Genomic DNA, 20,234 nt, shown 5'->3' with positions numbered 1-20,234 from the left:
GTCGTTTTTGCGCCGGGTACTGAAGGGAATGTCGCATCCTGTCGCTGTTTTCAACAGGCGAAGCAGGCAGAATGCCTTCATCTCTCGCCCAGGATGTCAGCGTGATCCGTCCGGCCAATCTGCGCCTCAGTCACTTCTTCTCGTCGCTGCCCTTGCTAGCCGGTGCGATCGTGGCTGCTCTGCTGCCAGTGCTGAGCGAGTTCTTCATCTCCCTGTTCAATGTATTGCCGACGCTGCTGTTGCTGCTTGGCGGTGCGTTCTGTCTGGTCTATGGCCGCCAGCGCGAAGTGTTTCTGCTGCTGGTGCTGTATGTCGGCTACTTCCTGCTGGATATCCAGGTCGATCACTTCCGTGACAATGGCCAGATACGCGACGATGCGGCTCTGGTCTTCCATCTGATCTGCCTGTTGCTGCCGCTGCTCTACGCCCTTTACGGCTGCTGGGAGGAGCGCTCGCACCTGGCGCAGGACATGCTCGCTCGCGCCCTGGTCCTGCTGGCGGTCAGCGCGGTGGCCTTCGGCTTGGCGCGCCGTTATCCACAGGGTATCGCCGACTGGCTGGCACAGATTCACTGGCCGTCGCTGCATGGCACCTGGATGAACCTGGCGCAGCTGGTCTATCTGGCGTTCCTTTTGGCCTTCATCGCTCTGTCGGTGCAGTACCTGCGCAAGCCCAGGCCGCTGCACGCGGCGCAATGGGTGGGTTTGTGCGGCCTGCTGTGGATGTTGCCGCAGGTGTTCATCCTGGCCAACGCGTTGCAGGTGATGATCAGCATGGTGATGCTCATGCTGGTGGCTGCCGTGGCGCACGAGGCCTACCAGATGGCCTTCCGTGACGAACTCACCGGGTTGCCTGGGCGACGGGCGCTCAACGAGCGCCTGCAGCGCCTGGGGCGCGATTATGTGATCGCCATGGTCGATGTCGACCACTTCAAGAAATTCAACGATACCCACGGCCATGATGTGGGGGATCAGGTGCTGCGTCTGGTCGCTGGTCAGCTGCGCAAGGTGGGCGGTGGCGGCAAGGCCTACCGTTATGGCGGTGAGGAGTTCACCTTGCTGTTTCCCGGCAAGAGCGTGGAGCAATGCATGCCGCACATCGAGGCGGTGCGTATGGCCATCGAGCAGTACCGCATGCAACTGCGCGACCCGCAGAGCCGTCCGCGCGATGATCGGCAGGGCAAGCAGCGCCGGGCCGGCAAGGCCGCCAGCGAAGTGTCGGTGACCGTGAGCATGGGTGTCGCCGAGCGTCAGGCCGAGCAGCGCAGCCCACAGGAAGTGATCAAGGAGGCGGACAAGGCGCTGTACAGCGCCAAGGCCGCCGGGCGCAATTGCATCCGTAGCGCCGGCCAGCGGCGAGGGGCCGTGAAGCTGGCCGCCGGGCGCGAATAGCTGTGCTGGCAGACGAGCGGTCGGCAGGGGTTTCCCTTGCCCTTCGTCAATCAGACAGTTAGTGACCTTGCGTGAATTATTGGTCACAACAAGACCCTATGTGTCTATAAAGTTGTTCAAGTAAACTCGGCCCTCCCACGTAAGTCCGTTTTTCGAGGATGTGTCATGGCCGATTACAAAGCCCCCCTGCGCGACATGCGCTTCGTGCTCAATGAAGTATTCGAAGTCTCCAAGCTCTGGGCCGAGCTGCCGGCCCTGGCCGAGGTGGTCGATGCCGATACCGCCAGCGCCATCCTGGAAGAGGCCGGCAAGGTCACCGCAGGTAGCATCGCGCCGCTGAACCGCAGCGGTGACGAAGAAGGCTGCTCCTGGGACAACGGCGCGGTGAAAACCCCGGCCGGCTTCCCCGAGGCCTACCAGACCTACGCCGAGGGTGGCTGGGTCGGCGTAGGCGGTTCGCCGGAGTTCGGCGGTATGGGCATGCCCAAGGTGATCGGCGCCCAGGTCGAGGAAATGGTCAACTCGGCCAACCTGTCCTTCGGCCTGTACCCGATGCTGACCGCTGGCGCCTGCCTGTCGATCCTCAACCACGCCAGCGAAGAGCTCAAGGCGCAGTACCTGCCGAACATGTACGCCGGCGTCTGGGCCGGCTCCATGTGTCTGACCGAACCGCATGCCGGCACCGATCTGGGCATCATCCGTACCAAGGCCGAGCCCCAGGCCGATGGCAGTTACAAGATCAGCGGCACCAAGATCTTCATCACCGGTGGCGAGCACGACCTGACCGAGAACATCATCCACCTGGTGCTGGCCAAGCTGCCCGACGCGCCGGCTGGCCCGAAAGGTATCTCGCTGTTCATCGTGCCCAAGGTCATGGTCAATGCCGACGGCTCGCTGGGCGAGAACAATGCTCTGGGCTGCGGCTCCATCGAGCACAAGATGGGCATCAAGGCTTCGGCCACCTGCGTGATGAACTTCGACGGCGCCATCGGCTATCTGGTTGGCGAAGTGAACAAGGGCCTCAATGCCATGTTCACCATGATGAACTACGAGCGCCTGGGCGTTGGCATCCAGGGCCTGGCCCTGGGCGAGCGCAGCTATCAGAGCGCCATCGAGTACGCCCGCGAGCGTATCCAGAGCCGCGCACCGACCGGTCCGGTCGCCAAGGACAAGGCTGCCGACCCGATCATCGTGCACCCGGACGTGCGTCGCATGCTGCTGACCATGAAAGCACTGAACGAGGGCGGCCGCGCCTTCTCCAGCTACGTCGCCATGCAGCTGGACACTGCCAAGTACAGCGAGGACAAGGCAACCGCCAAGCGCGCCGACGAACTGGTGGCGCTGCTGACCCCGGTGGCCAAGGCCTTCCTCACCGACATGGCGCTGGAGACCACCGTGCACGGCCAGCAGATCTTCGGCGGTCACGGCTTCATCCGCGAGTGGGGCCAGGAGCAACTGGTGCGCGACTGCCGCATCACCCAGATCTACGAAGGCACCAACGGCATCCAGTCGCTGGACCTGATGGGGCGCAAGATCGTCGGCAGCGGCGGCAGCTTCTACAAGCACCTGGCCGACGAGATCAAAGTCTTCGTCGCTTCGGCCGATGCCAATCTCGATGAGTTCACCAAGCCGCTGGCAGCCGCCGTGCAGAACCTGGATGAGTTGACCGCCTGGGTACTGGACCGCGCCAAGGGCAACCCCAACGAAATCGGTGCGGCCTCGGTGGAATACCTGCACGTGTTCGGCTACACCGCCTACGCCTACATGTGGGCGCTGATGGCACGTGCCGCGCTGGGCAAGGAAGGGCAGGACGAGTTCTACGCCAGCAAGCTGGGCACCGCGCGCTTCTACTTCGCCCGCCTGCTGCCGCGCATCCACTCGCTGAGCGCATCGGTCAAGGCGGGCAGCGAGTCGCTGTATCTGCTCGATGCCGCGCAGTTCTAAGCGCCTCCGGCACCACCCGAAAGCCCCGGCCTTGTGCCGGGGTTTTTGCGTTCTGGACCTCTGGTGCGCGCGGCGCACCCTACTGGGCGCGCTTGTCGCGACGCTTTGTAGCCCGGATGCAATCCGGGAGAGTCGCCGTGATCGCCCCCGGATTGCATCCGGGCTACGGTACTGCTCCGCGCCGTGAGCCCCCGGTGCGTGGCGGGTTTGGCCGGTCACGCCCCTGTCATTGCAGCTCGCTAGCCTGTGGCGACCCAGTCGGGCAATCACGCCAGCGAGGAGCCGCCATGACCGATCAGATGCACAGTTCGTTACAGGCCTATGAGCAGTTGCTGCAGGCCGAGTTCCAGGACAGCCTTGACGAGGAACTGGAGATGGAGCTGGACGATGCGCGCATGGATGGCCTGATCGCCCGCGCCGAAGGCGGCGTACCGCTACAACCGGGCGATCTGCCGCGGCGCACCTACTTCTCCGAACTGCTGCGCCTGCAGGGCGAGCTGGTCAAGCTGCAGGATTGGGTGGTGCACAACCAGCTCAAGGTGGTGGTGCTGTTCGAAGGGCGCGACGCCGCCGGCAAGGGGGGCGTGATCAAGCGCGTCACTCAGCGTCTCAATCCGCGCATCTGCCGGGTCGCGGCGCTGCCCGCGCCGAACGACCGCGAACGTACCCAGTGGTACTTCCAGCGCTACGTGTCGCACCTGCCCGCCGCCGGTGAAATGGTGCTGTTCGACCGCAGTTGGTACAACCGCGCGGGCGTCGAGAAGGTCATGGGCTTTTGCAGCGATGCCGAGTACGAGGAGTTCTTCCGCTCGGTACCGGAGTTCGAGCGCATGCTGGTGCGCTCCGGCATCCTGCTGATCAAGTACTGGTTCTCCATCACCGACAACGAGCAGAACCGCCGCTTCCTGGCGCGTATCCACGACCCGCTCAAGCAGTGGAAGCTGAGCCCCATGGACCTGGAGTCGCGGCGGCGCTGGGAGGCCTATACCCAGACCAAGGAAGTGATGCTCGAGCGTACCCATATCGCCGAAGCGCCCTGGTGGGTGGTGGAGGCCGACGACAAGAAGCGCGCGCGGCTCAACTGCATCGCCCATCTGCTCAGCCAGATTCCCTACGATCAGGTGCCGCGAGCGCAGGTGCAACTGCCGGCACGGGTGTACAACCCGGACTATCTGCGCATGCCGGTGCCGGACAGCATGCTGGTGCCGTCGCGGTACTAGCGTGCGGCTCGTTGTCCAGGTCGCGGCGGGGCTGCCTGGACAGGGGCGTGGCGCCCCCTGCGGATCAGCCTCAGGGCGCCTTGCTCAGGGCTTCCAGGCTGCTGCGGTAGCTGTCGCGGGCCAGCGGCATATAGCCGGTGAAGTGAATCCAGCCGGGCAGGCCGTCCAGGTAGTGACGCAGGAAGCTGTCCAGCAAAGGCTTGTCCGCCAGGCTGCGCTGGCTGACGTAGAGAAACAGCGGGCGTGTCAGCGGCTGGTACTGGTTCTGCGCGACCGTCTCCAGGGTGGGGAAGACCGCGCCGTTGCCGGCGTCGACGGCGACCAGCTTCAGTTCGTCCCAGTGCCGGTGGTAGGCGCCGATGCCGAAGAAACCAATGGCATTCGGCTCTGCGGCGATGGCCTTGGCGAGAAATTCCTCGTCTTCGCTGGCCTGATAGTCCTGTCGGCTGCTGTGCGTGGCGCCGACGATGGCCTGGGTGAATACGTCGTAGGTGCCGGAGTCCTGGCCGCGGCCGAACAGCACGATGGGCGTGTCCGGCCAGTCCTCGCGCAGGTCGCGCCAGCTGTTGAGTTTCTTCTCCGCGGCCGGCGACCAGAGTTTCTTCAGCTCTTCGACGCTGATGGCATCGACCCAGGTGTTGGCCGGGTTGACCACCACGGCGATGGCGTCCATGGCCAGCGGCAGGACGCGAAAGTCGACACCGTTGGCCTGGCACTGGGCCAACTCCTCGGCATTGATTTCCCGCGAGGCGTTGCTGATGTCGGTCTCACCGGCGCAGAAGCGGCGAAACCCAGCCGCAGTGCCGGAGAAATTCACCTCGATACGCTCGCTCGCCGCACCGCGTTCGAAGCGTCGCGCCGCCTCTCGGGTCAGCGGGAATACCGTGCTGGAGCCGTCGATGTGCAGCTCGGCGGTGGCCGCGGTCGTCGTCGGCTCCCCGCAGGCGGAGAGCAGGCTGGCGGCGAGGCCGGTGAGCAGGGTCTTGCCGAGAGAGCGTTGAGTCGTCATGGGATCACGCCTTGGGCTTGCGCCATTCCTGTTTGAGCGAATTCCAGAACAGCTGCAGGCTGCTGAGTTTGGTGTCGACGGCGTCGATATAGTCGTCGAGGTGCTCGATCTGTTCGTGCTGGGCCTGTTCCTGCACCGCCATCCCGGCCAGTTGCGTCTCGAGCTCGTTGAGGGTCTCGCGCAGTTCGTGGATGCGCTGCTGGGTTTGCTGACGACTCGGTTGATGTTTCATGGCGACTCCTTGGCGTGCTCAGAGCTGGGTGATGCCGATCAGCAGCAGGGGCAGGGCGAAGAACAGGCCGGCGATGTAGGCGACCACGTAGAGTTTGCTGCGCTGCGCCAGCGTGGCCAGGCCTTCGGCGATCATTGGCGGCACGCCACGCAGGAAGGGCAGGGCGTAGATGATGAGAATGCCCAGCAGGTTGAACAGCAGGTGCACCAGGGCGATCTGCATGGCCACCTCCGCCGTCGGTCCGGTGATCGCGGTGGCCGCCAGCAGCGCCGTGACGCAGGTGCCGATATTGGTGCCAAGGGTGAAGGGGTAAACCTGCTTGAGGCTGAACACGCCAGTGCCGGCCAGCGGCACGATCAGCGCCGTGGTGGTCGAGGAAGACTGCACCAGCACGGTGATCACGCTGCCCGAGGCGATGCCCGAGATAGGACCACGGCCGACGCTGGCGTGCATGATGTCCTTGGCGCGGCCGACCATCACCTTGCGCAGCACCTTGCCGATGGCCGTGACCACGAACAGGATCATCGCCACGCCGATCAGGATCAGCGCGACGCCACCCCACACCGCGCCGGGCAACCAGCCGACGCTGGCGTTGAGCAGGTCGGAGGCTGGCGACAGCAGGGTCTTCATGAAATTGACGCTCTTCATGTCGACGCTGGCATCGCTGACCAGCATACCGGCGAGCGATTCGGAGAGTCGCTGCAGCGGCCGGAACAGCAGCTCCAGCGGCAGCATGATGGCCACCGCGGTGATGTTGAAGGCATCGTGTACCGTGGCTGCCGAGAAGGCGCGGCGGAATTCCTCGCCACTGCGGATATGGCCAAGGCTGACGATGGTGCTGGTCAGCGAGGTGCCGATATTGGCGCCCATGATCAGGGGAATGGCGATGGGAATTGGCAGGCCGCCGGCGACCATGCCGACGATGATCGAGGTCACCGTGCTGGAGCTCTGGATCAGCGCGGTGGCCACCAGGCCGATCATCAAGCCGACCAACGGGTTGGTGGCGAAGGCGAACAGCTCACGGGCGTTGTTGCCGGTGGCGGCCTTGAAGCCGTCGCCGATGGCGCCGACGCCGGCCAGCAGCAAGTAGATCAGCGCCACCACCAACAGCCAGGACAGCCACTGGCGCGTTGCCGGCAGCGAGGGTTCGACGGTCAAAGCATCGGCATTGGTGGTCATCAGCCATTCTCCCTTGGGGCAGCAATGGCTCGATGCTGGCGACGCGCGGTTAAGGTTTGATGACCGCCCGGCTACCGCTGGTCTCGCGCTGCAAGCTGGCCAGGTAGAGCAGGGCAGGTTGCTGTGCATGCAGCTCAAGCAGGCCAGGCAGATTGTCCAGCAGCAACCCTTGGCCGCTTTCCAGCAAACGCTTTTCCCCACTCGGCAGCCGGCATTCGATGCCAGTGCCGGCCTGACACCAGAGCAGCATCAGTTCTGTGTCGTTCTTCACCTCCTGCTGCCCGTGCAGCCGAAGGGACTTAATGCGATGGCGCCAGGCGCCGCGCCGAGTCATCAGGTTGAGGTCGCAGACCGGGCCGTCCACCAGCTCCGCGGTTATCGCCTCCTCGCCGGGAAACGCCGCCACCGCGCCGCTGGCGTGCAGCTCCTCGACCCGTCCGTCGCCGCGCCGCAGGCGCAAGCCCGCGCCAGTGAGCAACGCCAGGCTGCGGTCGACGTCGGCAAAGCTCGAGAACGATCCCGCCGCGCCGACCCGCGCGCTGCTGATGCGCCATTGGAAATCCTCCAGCCCGGCTCCCGGCGGTGCGATGGCCAGTTCCAGGGTTTCGCCGCTGCCGTTCTTCCAGGGCATGACGCGGGCTGTGGCCAGATCGAGCAGGGAGCAGGGCATGGTTTCTCCTAATGTATATACATGATCGGCAGGCGACGAATGGCAGTCGTCGACAGCGCTGGCGTGCGGTCTCTATGTCCCGACTGAAACGGCTCTATCTCAAGCGCTTTGCTCGGTAGAGCGGCCTCGGTTGCCTTCGGGTGACCAATGGGTCAGGCGAGCCGGCATGTCTTGACGGCCGGTTGGCTCACTCATATTGTATATACAAAACAAGCAGGGAGAATCCCATGCCGATACAATCAACTTCGAAACAGCTGTGGCGCGACGTGCAGGTCTTCGATGGCCTGGTGCAGCTGGACGAGGCGATGACCGTGCTGATCGAGGGCGGGCGCATTGCAGGCCTCTGGCCGTCGCGCACCTTTGACGAAGCGCACGCCCAGGGCGCCGTCGAGGCTGGCTGTGGCGGGGTGCTGACCCCCGGGCTGGTCGACTGCCATACCCATCTGGTTTACGCCGGCAACCGCGCCGGTGAGTTCGAGCAGCGCCTGGAAGGGGCGAGCTACGAAGAGATCGCCCGCGCCGGCGGCGGCATCCTCAGCAGCGTGCGCGCCACCCGCGTGGCCAGCGAGGACGAACTGATCGCCGCCAGCCTGCCACGCCTCGATGCGCTGCTGGCCGATGGCGTGACCACCGTAGAGATCAAGTCCGGTTACGGCCTGACCGTCGAAAGCGAGTTGAAGATGCTACGCGTGGCCCGTCGTCTCGGTGAGCTGCGCCCGGTGCGGGTGATCACCACGCTGCTCGGCGCCCATGCCTTGCCGCCGGAATATGCCGGCCGCGCCGACGACTACGTGACCCTGGTCTGCGACGAGATGATTCCGGCCGCCGCAGCCGAAGGCCTGGCCGATGCGGTGGACGTGTTCTGCGAGGGCATCGGCTTTTCCCCGGCGCAGTGCGAGCGTATCTACCAGGCGGCCAAGGCCCATGGTCTGGCGATCAAGGCGCATGCCGAGCAGTTGTCCAACCTCGGCGGCAGCGCCCTGGCTGCGCGTTACGGCGCGTTGTCCGCCGACCATATCGAATACCTCGACGAGGCTGGCGTGCGCGCCATGGCCGAGGCCGGCACCGTTGCCGTGCTGCTGCCCGGAGCCTTTCATGTGTTGCGCGAAACCCAGCTGCCGCCCATCGAACTGCTGCGCCAGCACAACGTGCCGATGGCCGTGGCCAGCGACGCCAACCCCGGCACCTCGCCGATCTGCATGCCCACGCTGATGGCCAACCTGGCCTGCACGCTGTTTCGTCTCACCCCGCGCGAAGCCCTGGCCGGCATGACCGCCCATGGCGCCCGCGCGCTCGGCCAGCCCGAGCTGGGGCGCATCGTCGTCGGCGCCCCGGCGGACCTGTGCCTATGGGATATCCAGCAACCGGCCGAGCTGGCCTACGCGGTGCAGGCCGGGCGCCTGCGTCAGCGCATCTTCAACGGAGAAGTGGTTTATGCACGCTGACCGTCATTGCATGAGCGTCTGGACCGGCCGCACCGATCCCGAAACCGACAGCGCGCGCTGGCACCAGCGCATCCGCTCGCTCACCGAGACCAGCGAGCCGGGCCTGGCCCTGCTCGGCTTCGCCTGCGACGAGGGCGTGCGCCGTAACCACGGCCGCGTCGGTGCCGCCGCTGCGCCGCAAAGCGTGCGCAAGGCGCTGGCCAATCTGGCCTGGCACCGCCAGGCGCCGGCCTACGATGCGGGTGACGTCACCTGCGAGGATGGCGACCTGGAAGCGGCACAGGCCCGCCTCGGTCATAACGTCTGTGCGCTGCTGGACGCCGGCCATCTACCGCTGGTGATCGGCGGCGGTCATGAAGTGGCCTTCGGCAGCTGGTCCGGGCTGGCCGAACATCTCAGTGGCCAGGCCGCCCCACGAATCGGCATCGTCAATTTCGACGCCCATTTCGACCTGCGCGACCCGGCCCACGTGCATTCCTCCGGCACCCCCTTCGCGCAGATCGCCGAGCAGTGCGCCGCGCGCGGCTGGCCGTTCCGTTATGCCTGCCTGGGTGTCAGTCGTGCCAGCAATACCCGCGCGCTGTTCGCCCGCGCCGCCGAGCTGAACGTGCTGGTGCGTGAGGATCACGAAATCCGCGAAGCCACCCTCGATGCCATTGGCGCCGAGCTGGAGGCCTTCGCCGCCGATTGCGACGCGCTTTACCTGACCATCGACATCGACGTGCTGCCGGCCTGCGAAGCGCCGGGCGTCAGCGCCCCGGCCGCGCGTGGCGTGCGTCTGGAACTGCTCGAGCCGTTGCTCGAACGGCTCAAGGCCAGCGGCAAGCTGCGCCTGGCCGACCTGGCTGAACTAAACCCCGAACACGACATCGACAACCGCACCGCCAAGGTGGCGGCGCGGCTGATTCATCTGCTCAGCCTCTGAGCCCCGAACAACAAGAGGAAACCGCTGTGACCACCAAGTATCGCGACACCGAAATCCGCGCCCCACGCGGCAACACGCTCACCGCCAAGAGCTGGCTGACCGAAGCGCCGCTGCGCATGCTGATGAACAACCTCGACCCGGACGTGGCCGAGAACCCCAAGGAGCTGGTGGTGTACGGCGGTATCGGCCGCGCCGCGCGCAACTGGGAGTGCTACGACAAGATCGTCGAGAGCCTGACCAACCTGAATGACGACGAGACCCTGCTGGTGCAGTCCGGCAAGCCGGTCGGCGTGTTCAAGACCCACGCCAACGCCCCGCGCGTGCTGATCGCCAACTCCAACCTGGTGCCGCACTGGGCGAGCTGGGAGCACTTCAACGAACTGGATGCCAAGGGCCTGGCCATGTACGGCCAGATGACCGCCGGCAGCTGGATCTACATCGGCAGCCAGGGCATCGTCCAGGGCACCTATGAAACCTTCGTCGAGGCCGGCCGCCAGCACTACGGCGGCGACCTCAAGGGCCGCTGGGTGCTGACCGCCGGCCTGGGGGGCATGGGCGGCGCTCAGCCGCTGGCCGCCACCCTGGCCGGTGCCTGCTCGCTGAACATCGAATGCCAGCAGACCAGCATCGACTTCCGCCTGCGCAGCCGTTACGTCGACGAGCAGGCCACTGATCTGGACGACGCCCTGGCGCGCATCGCCAAGTACTGCGCTGAAGGCAAGGCCATCTCCATCGCCCTGCTGGGCAACGCGGCCGAGATTCTGCCGGAACTGGTCAAGCGTGGCGTGCGCCCGGACATGGTCACCGACCAGACCAGCGCCCACGACCCGCTCAACGGCTACCTGCCTATCGGCTGGACCTGGGAGCAGTACCGCGACCGCGCGCAGACCGACCCGCAAGCGGTGGTCAAGGCCGCCAAGCAGTCCATGGCCGTGCACGTGCAGGCCATGCTCGACTTCCAGAAGATGGGCGTGCCGACCTTCGACTACGGCAACAACATCCGCCAGATGGCCAAGGAAGAAGGCGTGAGCAATGCCTTCGATTTCCCCGGCTTCGTCCCGGCCTATATCCGCCCGCTGTTCTGCCGTGGCATCGGCCCGTTCCGCTGGGCGGCGCTGTCCGGCAACCCCGAGGACATCTACAAGACCGACGCCAAGGTCAAGGAACTGATCCCGGATGACGCCCACCTGCACCGCTGGCTGGATATGGCCCGTGAGCGTATTGCCTTCCAGGGCCTGCCAGCGCGTATCTGCTGGGTCGGCCTGGGCCAGCGTGCCAAGCTCGGCCTGGCCTTCAACGAGATGGTGCGCTCGGGCGAGCTGAGCGCGCCTGTGGTGATCGGTCGCGACCACCTGGACAGCGGCTCGGTGTCCAGCCCCAACCGCGAGACTGAGGCGATGCAGGATGGCTCCGACGCCGTGTCCGACTGGCCGCTGCTCAACGCCCTGCTCAACACCGCCAGCGGCGCCACCTGGGTCTCGCTGCACCATGGCGGCGGCGTGGGCATGGGCTTCTCCCAGCATTCGGGTATGGTCATCGTCTGCGACGGCACCGACGAGGCGGCCGCGCGCATTGCTCGCGTGCTGACCAACGACCCGGGCACCGGGGTGATGCGTCACGCCGATGCCGGCTACCAGATCGCCATCGATTGCGCCCGCGAGCAGGGCCTGAACCTGCCGATGATCGGCTGAGGAAAGAGACTCCATGAACACCCTGAACCTGAAACCCGGCCACCTGACCCTGGCCGACCTGCGCGCCGCCTACCAGGCACCCGTGCAACTGCGTCTGGACCCCGCCGCCCATGAGGCGATCGACGCGAGCGTTGCCTGCGTCAACCAGATCATCGCCGATGGCCGCACTGCCTACGGCATCAACACCGGTTTCGGCCTGCTGGCCTCGACCCGTATCGCCAACGACGACCTGGAGAAGCTGCAGCGCTCGCTGGTGCTGTCGCACGCCGCCGGCATTGGCGAGCCGCTGGACGACGCCATGGTGCGTTTGATCATGCTGTTGAAGATCAACAGCCTGGCGCGTGGCTTCTCCGGCATCCGCCGCAAGGTGATCGACGCGCTGATCACCCTGGTCAACGCCGAGGTCTACCCGCACATTCCGTTGAAAGGCTCGGTCGGGGCCTCCGGTGACCTGGCGCCGCTGGCGCATATGTCGCTGGTGCTGCTCGGCGAAAGCCAGGCTCGCCACAAGGGCCAATGGCTGCCGGCCACCGAGGCGCTGGCCATCGCCGGCCTGGAGCCGATGACCCTGGCCGCCAAGGAGGGCCTGGCCCTGCTCAACGGCACTCAGGTGTCCACTGCCTATGCTCTGCGCGGCTTGTTCGAGGGCGAAGACCTGTATGCAGCTGCCAGCGTCTGTGGCGCGCTGAGCGTCGAGGCGTTGCTCGGCTCGCGCTCACCCTTCGATGCGCGCATTCATGCCGCCCGTGGTCAGCGCGGGCAGATCGACGCGGCGGCTGCGTTCCGTCATCTGCTCGGCGACAGCAGCGAGATCGGCCGTTCCCACGCCGCCTGCGACAAGGTGCAGGACCCGTATTCGCTGCGCTGCCAGCCACAGGTCATGGGCGCCTGCCTGACCCAGCTGCGCCAGGCCGCCGAGGTGCTCGGCGTCGAAGCCAACGCGGTGTCGGACAACCCGCTGGTGTTCGCGGCCGAAGGTGAGGTGATTTCCGGTGGCAACTTCCACGCCGAGCCGGTGGCCATGGCCGCCGACAATATCGCCCTGGCCATCGCCGAGATCGGCTCGCTGTCCGAGCGCCGCGTCTCGCTGATGATGGACAAGCACATGTCGCAGTTGCCGCCGTTCCTGGTGGCCAATGGCGGGGTGAACTCGGGCTTCATGATCGCCCAGGTCACTGCCGCGGCACTGGCCAGCGAGAACAAGGCACTGTCTCACCCGCACAGCGTCGACAGTCTGCCGACTTCGGCCAACCAGGAGGACCACGTTTCCATGGCCCCGGCTGCCGGCAAGCGCCTGTGGGACATGGCCGCCAACACCCGTGGCGTGCTGGCCGTGGAATGGCTCGGCGCCTGCCAGGGCCTGGACTTCCGTGAAGGGCTGAAGAGCACCCCGGCGTTGGAAGAGGCACGTCAGGCGCTGCGCGCCAAGGTGCCGTATTACGTCGAGGACCGCTTCTTCGCCCCGGATATCGCCGCGGCCGATGCACTGCTGGCCGAGCGCGTGCTGACGCCGCTGCTGCCGGCCGGCATGTTGCCTTCGGTAGGCTGAGCCGCGTAGCCCGAGGCAATCCGGGGCCCTGGTTTCGGGGCTCCCGGATTTCATCCGGGCTACGGTCTTTGTGTAGGAGCCGCGCCCCGCGGCGAATGGTGGTTACGCCGCAGGTCTTGCTGAGTGGCCGCGACCGCTTTCGCCCCGAGGCGGGGCTCCTACGAGATCACTCGTATGGCTGATGTATCATCCGCGCACCGGGCATTTCCAAGGAGCAGCCGTGACCAGTACCACCCCGCGCTACAAGGCCATCGAGGATTTTCTCCTCGAGCGCATTCACGGCGGTGCCTATCCGGTCAATCATCAGATTCCGCCCGAGGAGCAACTGGCGCGCGATTTCGGCGTCAGCCGCATGACCGCCAACAAGGCGATCCAGAATCTGGTGCAGAAGGGTTATCTGGTGCGTCAGGCCGGGCTCGGTACCTTCGTCACCGACCGCAAGGCCGAGTCGCCGCTGCATGAGGTGATGAACATTGCCAGCGAAGTGCGCGGTCGCGGTCATGCCTACAGCAACGCCGTGGTGCGCTGCGAAGCCATCGCCGCCGATGACGAGGTGGCCCTGCGCCTTGGCCTGCGCTTGGGCGGCGAGGTGTTTCACAGCATCCTCGTGCACCTGCAGGATGACCTGCCGATCCAGCTCGAGGATCGCTTCGTCAACCCGCGCTGGGTGCCGCATTATCTGCAGAGCGACTTCACCCAGGTCACGCCCAACGAGGTGCTGGTCGCCAGTTGCCCGATCTCGGATGTCGAGCATGTGGTCGAAGCGGTGCTGGTGGATGCGCGCACGGCCGAGCTGCTGCAGATCGACCCGGCCATGCCTTGTCTCAGTGTGATTCGCCGCACCTGGTCGGACGATCACCTGATCAGCTATGCGCGGCTGATCCATCCCGGCGAGCGCTACAAGCTGCGTTCGTTGCACAAGCGCAGAGGGTAGGCTGTCCACAAACCGTAGGAGCCGGCTTGCCGGCGATCCGCAGTGGTTTCGTCGCGGCTAAAGCCCCTCCCACAGTGAGCAGGGTCAGTCGCGGATCAGCTGATCCACCAGCGTCGGATCGTCGATAAAGCGGTTACGAGTGCCTTGCAGCGCCTCGATTTTGTCGTTGCGTGCCTTTTCCTCGGCATCCGGCGGGTCCATGCGGTGCCAGGCCTTGTACATCGGCACCAGGCCGACGATGGGCAGATCGTATTCGACGTGCATGTAAAAGAGCGCCCGGGCGATATTGCCCTTGGCTTCGTCACGCGGGTTGAGCAGCTGGAAGCTGGCTTTCAGGTCACAGCCAATGTCGCTGAACTTGCTCGGCGCCTCTTCGACCTGTTCGCTGAACTGCGAATTGCGCCGTACCAGCTCTACCCGGGTCAGCGCCGGATAGTAGTTATGCAGATCGGAGACGATGTATGCATAGCGCGGATTCATAATGGTGCACTGGCGGTCGGTGACGCAGCGCATCGCACTCTTGAGCTGTTTGCTGCTGTAGATTGGGCTGGCCGTCAGGTTGCCGCTTGGCCGGGTGAAGGGCTGGCCGCAATAGAGCGTGGTGCCGCCATTACCGTATAGATCCTGCCAGAACGCCTGATCGATGGCCTGTTTGACGTCGCTCAGTTGAGTCTGGCCGCCCCCCAGGGAGGAAGTGCTGATGCAGGTTGCCAGGCAACCGAGAAGCAGGGTAACTACGCGCATACTCTAGCCCCAGTGACCGCCGTTGTCGGGGTCTGTTGTTTTTGTAGGACGAGGTGGAGTCTAGCAAGACGTGCGTCACAAAAAACATGGGCAAGCGCTTTCTCCCAACTTGGGATGGCCAGGGCACAGCGAGACGGCTGACAAAAGGATGATTCATGTAAGCCATGGCTTACACGATGTCCCGATTATCACCACTGTCGATCGATCAGGTACGAGCGTACTCTGCTGCACATGGATTCAGCGCAGGAAGCGCCTAGACGAACAGGGACCCGCTGGATAGCCGCCAGGATGGTGAGCAGATCAAGGATGTCAGGACAACAGTCTGCAAGGCCCCGCAATCGCGGGGTTTTCTTTTTTGGGCGCTCGCCCACCCTCGCTCAATCCCCCTCGCATTTCCCACTTGGTGCGCGCCGCGCGTGTCAGCCTTTTACGCTGATTTGCGCGATCTCAACCCAGCAACTGCCTTAGCGCACTGGGCGACAGGCCTGTCCAGCGCTTGAACGAGCGGCGGAAGTTGGTGCTGTCGTGGAACTGCAGGTAGGCGGCCACTTCGTCGTTGCTGTAGCCCTTGACCCGGTACAGGTACAGCGCCACGTGCTTGCGCACCAGGTCCAGCTGCTCCTGAAAGTGGCTGTCATGCTTGCCCAGTTTGCGCTTGAGGGTGGCCGGGCTCATGGCGAAGACTTGCGCCACCTTGTCCAGATTCGGCGTCTCGCGAATCTGCTCGTGCAGGTGGTCGTAAAGGCGATCCAGCAGGCTGGCGGAAAATCCCAGCGCCTCCAGTTGCGCCAGGCTCTGTTGTTCGGCCACCTGCCCGGCAGTGAGCGAGGCGCCGGGCCAGGGGCGGGTCAGGTATTCGCGCGGCAGGCTCATCATGTCCACCTGGCGCGCGAACGCCACGTCCTCGCCCAGGTGTACCCAGTACTGTTCGATATAGCGCGGCTGCTCGTGGGCGAACTCGAACTGCCAGGGCAGGCGTTCGCCAGCCAGCCAGCGGCTGCACGAGGCCAGCGCGGTCATGCTCGCCTCGAGCAGAAAACGCCGCTGTTCGCCGCAACCGCAGGCATCCAGCCAGACGATGTAGACACGCTGTTCGTCGAGCAGCAGGCGCGGCGCCAAAAGCGGGCTGAGCAGGGCGCGCAGACGCACCAGCAATTCCAGCGCCTGCTGCAGGTCGGCGGCCTGCTGCAGGGCCTGGCTGGCGGCACCGTAGTGGCCCGGTAGCAGGCGCTGGCCGAACAGAAAGCTGCTGTCGTCGGCATCCAGCAGGCGCCGCGCGTTGTCGATCAGTTGCAGGAACTGCTGCGGGCTGATGCGCGCCTGACCGCTGAGAATGTCCTCGTGGAACAGGCCGCTACCGCGCAGCAGGCGATGGCTGTCCAGCTCGCGGGCCAGGGCCAGGTCGAGCAACAGCGCCGGCTGATGGTGGGCGGCGATGAAGCGGCTGTCGCGTTCGTACCAACTGCCCTTGACGGCCATGGCGTCTTCCTCAGGCGCGCTTGGCTGCGGGCGTCTGCTTGGCGCGCGCCAGGGCCAGGTTCAGGCGCCTGAGCAGGCTGTCGCCATCCTCGTCCTGGGCCAGCACGCTGGCCACGCCGGCTGACAGATACAGGCGTTCGCCGTTGCGACTGCTGCGGTAGGCCAGGTGGCGCACGGCATCCTGCAGCTCGCCGGCGATCTGTTGCGCCTGTTGCGCGCCGGTGCCCGGCAGCAGCGCGACGAAGCGGTCGCCGGCCAGACGACAGAGCAGGTCCTGACGACGCAGGTTGAGCAGCAACAGCTGGGTCAGGCTCTGCAATACCAGATCACCCTCGGCATGGCCGTGCTCGCGGTTGAGGCGGTCGAAACCATTCAGATCGAGAATCACCAGACTCAATGGCTGACCTTCTGCACGGCCTTGCTGCAGCGCCTGCTGTACTTGCAGACGCAGGTAGTCGGCGGTGCCCAGCGGGGTGAGCTTGTCGAACAGGCGGTGTTCGCGGAACAGCCGCTCGCGCTTTTCCATCTGCGCGCTGATCGCCAGCTGTTCGCGGTGCCAGTGATAGATGCCCAGGGTCATGAGGATGAAGCCTACCGGCATCGGTCCGGACTCCAGCCACTTGTCCCAGTGGACGCTGGCCGGCAGCTGGACGAACTCGTCCACCGAGTCCATCCACAACGAGAAGAACAGGCAGGCCAGGCCGCAGAACAGCAGGTTGGTCACCCGCCCGGCCGGGCGGCTTTTCAGCAACAGGCCGATCCATAGCAGCACCAGCAGCGCCGAGCCGCCTTCGCCGAGGATATCGGTCCAGTCCCACTCGCTGGTGGGTTTGATGCTGCCAGCGATCAGGTGAGCGAGCAGACCCAGGTTGGCCAGCAGTAACAACCCGGCGAGTTTCCAGGCATGCAGTTTCAACAGGGGCGGCATCGGGCGGGCTCCGCAGGCTTCAATGACGGCCAGCAGAACAGAGGCTCATGACACTTTGGTTGCAGCGGGGGAGGTCGATTCGGCTCAGGGCAATTGCACGATTTTTTGCTGCGCACGGCCGTAGGGTGCGCCGCGCGCACCAACCCCACCGCCGTTCAGCCGCCACGCACCACTCGCCACGAGCAGGCAGCCCGCTGTCGAGGCGCGCCGCGTCAGGTCTTTTCGGCTCATATGTCGCCGATAGTGCCGCTAAAACCCGTGTATTCGCGGTGTTCGCTCCAGGGCTGTCACAGAAGCGTCACTCGCCCCACCTAGCTTGCGCCTCCAGCGAGCCGGCCCCGTGCCGGTGGATTTCACTCTTGGGGAGAGCAGGCCATGCGCCTAGGTCACAGCAGCACCCGCCATGCGGGCTTTCGTATCAGCACCCTGGCGCTGGCCATCGCCGCCAGCACCGTTGTCCTGGCCGAGGAGCCGGTGCTTCTCGAGCACGTCGAGGTGGTCGGCCAGGCGGTGAGTATCGACAAGGCGCTGCAGGATCAGCGCCGCTCCGACAGCGTCACCAGCGTGGTGCACGCCGACGGCATCGGCCAGTTGCCGGACGACAACGCCGCCGAGGCGCTGCAGCGCATTCCTGGCCTGTCGGTGGAGCGCGACCAGGGCGAAGGCCGCTTCGTCAGCGTGCGCGGCATCGGCCCGGATCTCAACGCCGTGACCATCAACGGCACCCTGGTGCCGTCGCCGGAGAGCGACCGCCGCGCGGTGGCCCTTGACGTGCTGCCGTCCGAGCTGGTGCAGTCGCTGTCAGTGGTCAAGACCTTGACCCCGGACATGGACGCCAACTCCCTCGGCGGTACCGTGCAGGTCGAGAGCCTCTCGGCCTTCGACCACGACGGCCTGTTCTACACCCTCAGCGGCGAGGCCAGCTACGACGACAACAGCAGCCAGACCAGCCCGAAATTCTCCGGCGCGATCAGCGAGCGCTTCAGCCTCGGTGACGGCATCGACAACTTCGGTGTGGCCGCGGCGCTGAGCTGGCAAAAACGCGATTTCGGCTCGGACAACGTGGAAACCGGCGGCGCCTGGGATTTCAGCGACGGTGCCCGGCTCGAAGAGCTGGAACAGCGCGCCTACGACATCCGCCGTGAGCGCACCGGCTTCGGTCTGAACTTCGACTACAAGCCGGACGACGCGTCCAGCTACTACCTGCGCACCCTCTACAGCCGCTACAAGGACACGGAAACGCGCAACGCCGCCGGCGTCGAGTTTGCAGATGCCCAACTGCCCGGTGAGACCGGCGAAGCCGAAGGCTGGCGTGAGCTGAAAAGCCGCGAAGAAACCCAGCAGATCCAGTCCTATGTGTTCGGCGGCGAGCGCAGCCTGGGCCTGTGGACGGTCAGTGGCCAGCTCGGCTACAGCAAGGCCAGCGAGAAGACCCCGGAAGGCATCGCCGGCGCCACCTTCGAAGGCAACGACGACTTTGCCGATGTCGGCTTCGGCGGCACGCGCAAGCCGAAGCTGAACGTCGGCTCGGCCTTCTACGACCCGGCCAACTTCACCCTCGACGAGGTGGAGTGGGAGAAGCAGAAGACCACCGACACCGAAAAGAACATCAAGCTCGACCTGGCCCGTGACTACGACCTCAGTGGTTTCGCGGCCCAAGCCAAATTCGGCGGCAAGCTCAGTCGGCGCAAGAAGGACAATGACCTGGAGGCCTGGGTCTACGAAGACCTGGGCGACTTCGGCCTGACGGACGAGCAGCTCAATCTCGGTCAGTTCAGCAAGGGCGAGGTCGACTACGGCCTCGGCCGCTTCGGCCCGGGCATCAGCGCCAAGGCCATCGAGCGCCTGCTCGCCGGGCTGAACAAGGCCGACTTCTATGACGAGGAAGAGTCGCGCATCAACGACTTCACGATGCGCGAGGACATCAACGCCGCCTACCTGATGAACAGCGTCGACATCGACGACTGGCGTTTTATCGCCGGGATGCGCTACGAGGGCACCGAGTTCGAGGCCAAGGGCTCCGGTCTGCGCGACGACGCCTACGAGTCGATCAGCAGCCGCAAGCGCTACGACCACTGGCTGCCGGGCCTGCACGCACGCTACCAGCTCGATGCCAACACGCAGATCCGCGCCGCCTGGACCAACTCGGTGGTGCGCCCGACCTTCGGTCAACTGGCGCCGGGCTTCGTCATCGACGGCGACGAGGCCAGCTTCGGCAACCCCGATCTCAAGCCGCTGGAGTCGAGCAACTTCGACCTCGGCATCGAGCGCTACCTGGGCCGCGCCGGGGTGGTCTCGGCTTTCGCCTTCTACAAGGACATCGACAACTTCGTCTACGCCACGGACCTGGCCGGCAGCGGCGCTTGGGCCGATTTCAGCGAGGCCAACACCTTCGCCAACGGCGCCAGCGCCAAGCTGTACGGCATCGAGCTGGCCTACTCGCAGAAATTCGACTGGCTGCCGGCACCCTGGAATGGCCTGCTGCTGGGCGCCAACGCCACCTTCAGCCGTTCCGATGCACGCATCGAGGGCCAGGGCAGCAAGCGCAGCATCGATCTGCCGAACCAGTCCGACCAGGTCGGCAACCTAACCCTGGGCTGGGAGAACGACAAGCTCAGCCTGCGCCTGGCGGCCAACTACAAATCCAGGTACCTGGCCGAGGTAGCGGCGGTGGACGACAAGGCCCACGACATCTACGCCGATGACCAACTGTTCGTCGACTTCAGCGCCGGTTACTTCCTCAGCGACAACCTGCAACTGAAGTTCGAGGCACAGAACCTCACCGACGAGTCCTACTACGCCTACACCGGCAACCGTCGCTACAACGCCCAGTACGAGGAGTACGGCCCGACCTACAAGCTCGGCCTGACCTTCACCCACTTCTAAGCCCCGTG

16 protein-coding genes are annotated in these 20,234 nt (G+C 65.3%); 9 read left to right on the top strand and 7 right to left on the bottom strand.

The annotated features are described in order from the left end of the window. The first annotated feature begins 71 nt into the window (after positions 1-71). The 3 genes from BLR77_RS16755 (at position 72) to ppk2 (ending at position 4,555) form a co-directional block, all read left to right on the top strand. Positions 72-1,391, top strand: coding sequence for a GGDEF domain-containing protein (locus tag BLR77_RS16755; RefSeq protein WP_394328059.1), 1,320 nt, complete (start codon positions 72-74; stop codon positions 1,389-1,391). Positions 1,392-1,556: 165 nt separating this feature from the next. After that, positions 1,557-3,335, top strand: a complete 1,779-nt coding sequence (locus BLR77_RS16750; RefSeq protein WP_074679767.1) for an acyl-CoA dehydrogenase C-terminal domain-containing protein — start codon at positions 1,557-1,559, stop codon at positions 3,333-3,335. 287 nt (positions 3,336-3,622) lie between these two features. Beyond that, positions 3,623-4,555, top strand: a complete 933-nt coding sequence (gene ppk2 / locus BLR77_RS16745) for a polyphosphate kinase 2 (RefSeq protein ID WP_074679765.1) — start codon at positions 3,623-3,625, stop codon at positions 4,553-4,555. Positions 4,556-4,625: 70 nt separating this feature from the next. Here ppk2 and BLR77_RS16740 read toward each other — a convergent pair whose 3' ends face one another. Genes BLR77_RS16740 through BLR77_RS16725 form a run of 4 tightly spaced genes read right to left on the bottom strand, consistent with a single transcriptional unit; the run spans position 4,626 to position 7,645 of the window. Continuing rightward, the gene (locus tag BLR77_RS16740) at positions 4,626-5,564 is read right to left on the bottom strand and encodes a PstS family phosphate ABC transporter substrate-binding protein (RefSeq protein WP_074679763.1); all 939 of its coding nucleotides are present in this window, start codon (positions 5,562-5,564) and stop codon (positions 4,626-4,628) included. A gap of 4 nt (positions 5,565-5,568) precedes the next feature. Then, the gene (locus BLR77_RS16735; RefSeq protein ID WP_074679761.1) at positions 5,569-5,796 is read right to left on the bottom strand and encodes a hypothetical protein; all 228 of its coding nucleotides are present in this window, start codon (positions 5,794-5,796) and stop codon (positions 5,569-5,571) included. 18 nt (positions 5,797-5,814) lie between these two features. After that, positions 5,815-6,975, bottom strand: coding sequence for a Na/Pi symporter (locus BLR77_RS16730; RefSeq protein WP_074679759.1), 1,161 nt, complete (start codon positions 6,973-6,975; stop codon positions 5,815-5,817). 49 nt (positions 6,976-7,024) lie between these two features. Further along, entirely contained in the window at positions 7,025-7,645 is a 621-nt protein-coding gene (locus BLR77_RS16725) for a HutD/Ves family protein (protein ID WP_074679757.1), read from the bottom strand. 227 nt (positions 7,646-7,872) lie between these two features. Here BLR77_RS16725 and hutI point away from each other — a divergent pair, with 227 nt between their 5' ends. The 5 genes from hutI to hutC all read left to right on the top strand — a co-directional run bounded on the left by hutI (position 7,873) and on the right by hutC (position 14,189). After that, positions 7,873-9,090, top strand: a complete 1,218-nt coding sequence (gene hutI / locus BLR77_RS16720; protein WP_074679755.1) for an imidazolonepropionase — start codon at positions 7,873-7,875, stop codon at positions 9,088-9,090. Then, positions 9,080-10,015 (top strand): formimidoylglutamase, encoded by a 936-nt coding sequence (hutG, locus tag BLR77_RS16715; RefSeq protein ID WP_074679753.1) that lies wholly within the window; start codon positions 9,080-9,082, stop codon positions 10,013-10,015. Before hutI ends, hutG begins: the two co-directional genes overlap by 11 nt. 26 nt (positions 10,016-10,041) lie before the next feature. After that, positions 10,042-11,706: a urocanate hydratase gene (gene hutU, locus BLR77_RS16710; RefSeq protein ID WP_074679751.1), complete on the top strand. Its 1,665-nt coding sequence runs from the start codon at positions 10,042-10,044 to the stop codon at positions 11,704-11,706. Between the two features lie 13 nt (positions 11,707-11,719). Next, the gene (hutH, locus tag BLR77_RS16705; RefSeq protein WP_074679749.1) at positions 11,720-13,255 is read left to right on the top strand and encodes a histidine ammonia-lyase; all 1,536 of its coding nucleotides are present in this window, start codon (positions 11,720-11,722) and stop codon (positions 13,253-13,255) included. A gap of 220 nt (positions 13,256-13,475) precedes the next feature. Then, complete coding sequence (gene hutC / locus BLR77_RS16700) at positions 13,476-14,189, top strand: histidine utilization repressor (RefSeq protein WP_074679747.1); 714 nt, start codon at positions 13,476-13,478, stop codon at positions 14,187-14,189. 84 nt (positions 14,190-14,273) lie between these two features. Here hutC and BLR77_RS16695 read toward each other — a convergent pair whose 3' ends face one another. The 3 genes from BLR77_RS16695 to BLR77_RS16685 form a co-directional block, all read right to left on the bottom strand. After that, positions 14,274-14,933 (bottom strand): endonuclease, encoded by a 660-nt coding sequence (locus tag BLR77_RS16695; protein WP_074679745.1) that lies wholly within the window; start codon positions 14,931-14,933, stop codon positions 14,274-14,276. Between the two features lie 447 nt (positions 14,934-15,380). Continuing rightward, entirely contained in the window at positions 15,381-16,412 is a 1,032-nt protein-coding gene (locus BLR77_RS16690) for an AraC family transcriptional regulator (RefSeq protein ID WP_074679743.1), read from the bottom strand. A 10-nt stretch (positions 16,413-16,422) separates the two neighbouring features. Next, positions 16,423-17,340 (bottom strand): GGDEF domain-containing protein, encoded by a 918-nt coding sequence (locus BLR77_RS16685; protein ID WP_074679741.1) that lies wholly within the window; start codon positions 17,338-17,340, stop codon positions 16,423-16,425. A 375-nt stretch (positions 17,341-17,715) separates the two neighbouring features. Between BLR77_RS16685 and BLR77_RS16680 the strand changes: the two genes are divergently transcribed. Then, positions 17,716-20,226: a TonB-dependent receptor gene (locus BLR77_RS16680; RefSeq protein ID WP_074679739.1), complete on the top strand. Its 2,511-nt coding sequence runs from the start codon at positions 17,716-17,718 to the stop codon at positions 20,224-20,226. The last annotated feature ends 8 nt before the right edge of the window (positions 20,227-20,234 follow it).

The organism is Ectopseudomonas alcaliphila (assembly GCF_900101755.1).
In the GTDB taxonomy this organism is placed as follows: domain Bacteria; phylum Pseudomonadota; class Gammaproteobacteria; order Pseudomonadales; family Pseudomonadaceae; genus Aquipseudomonas; species Aquipseudomonas alcaliphila.
Note: the sequence above shows the minus strand (reverse complement) of the source record. Positions and strands in the feature narration are given on the sequence as shown.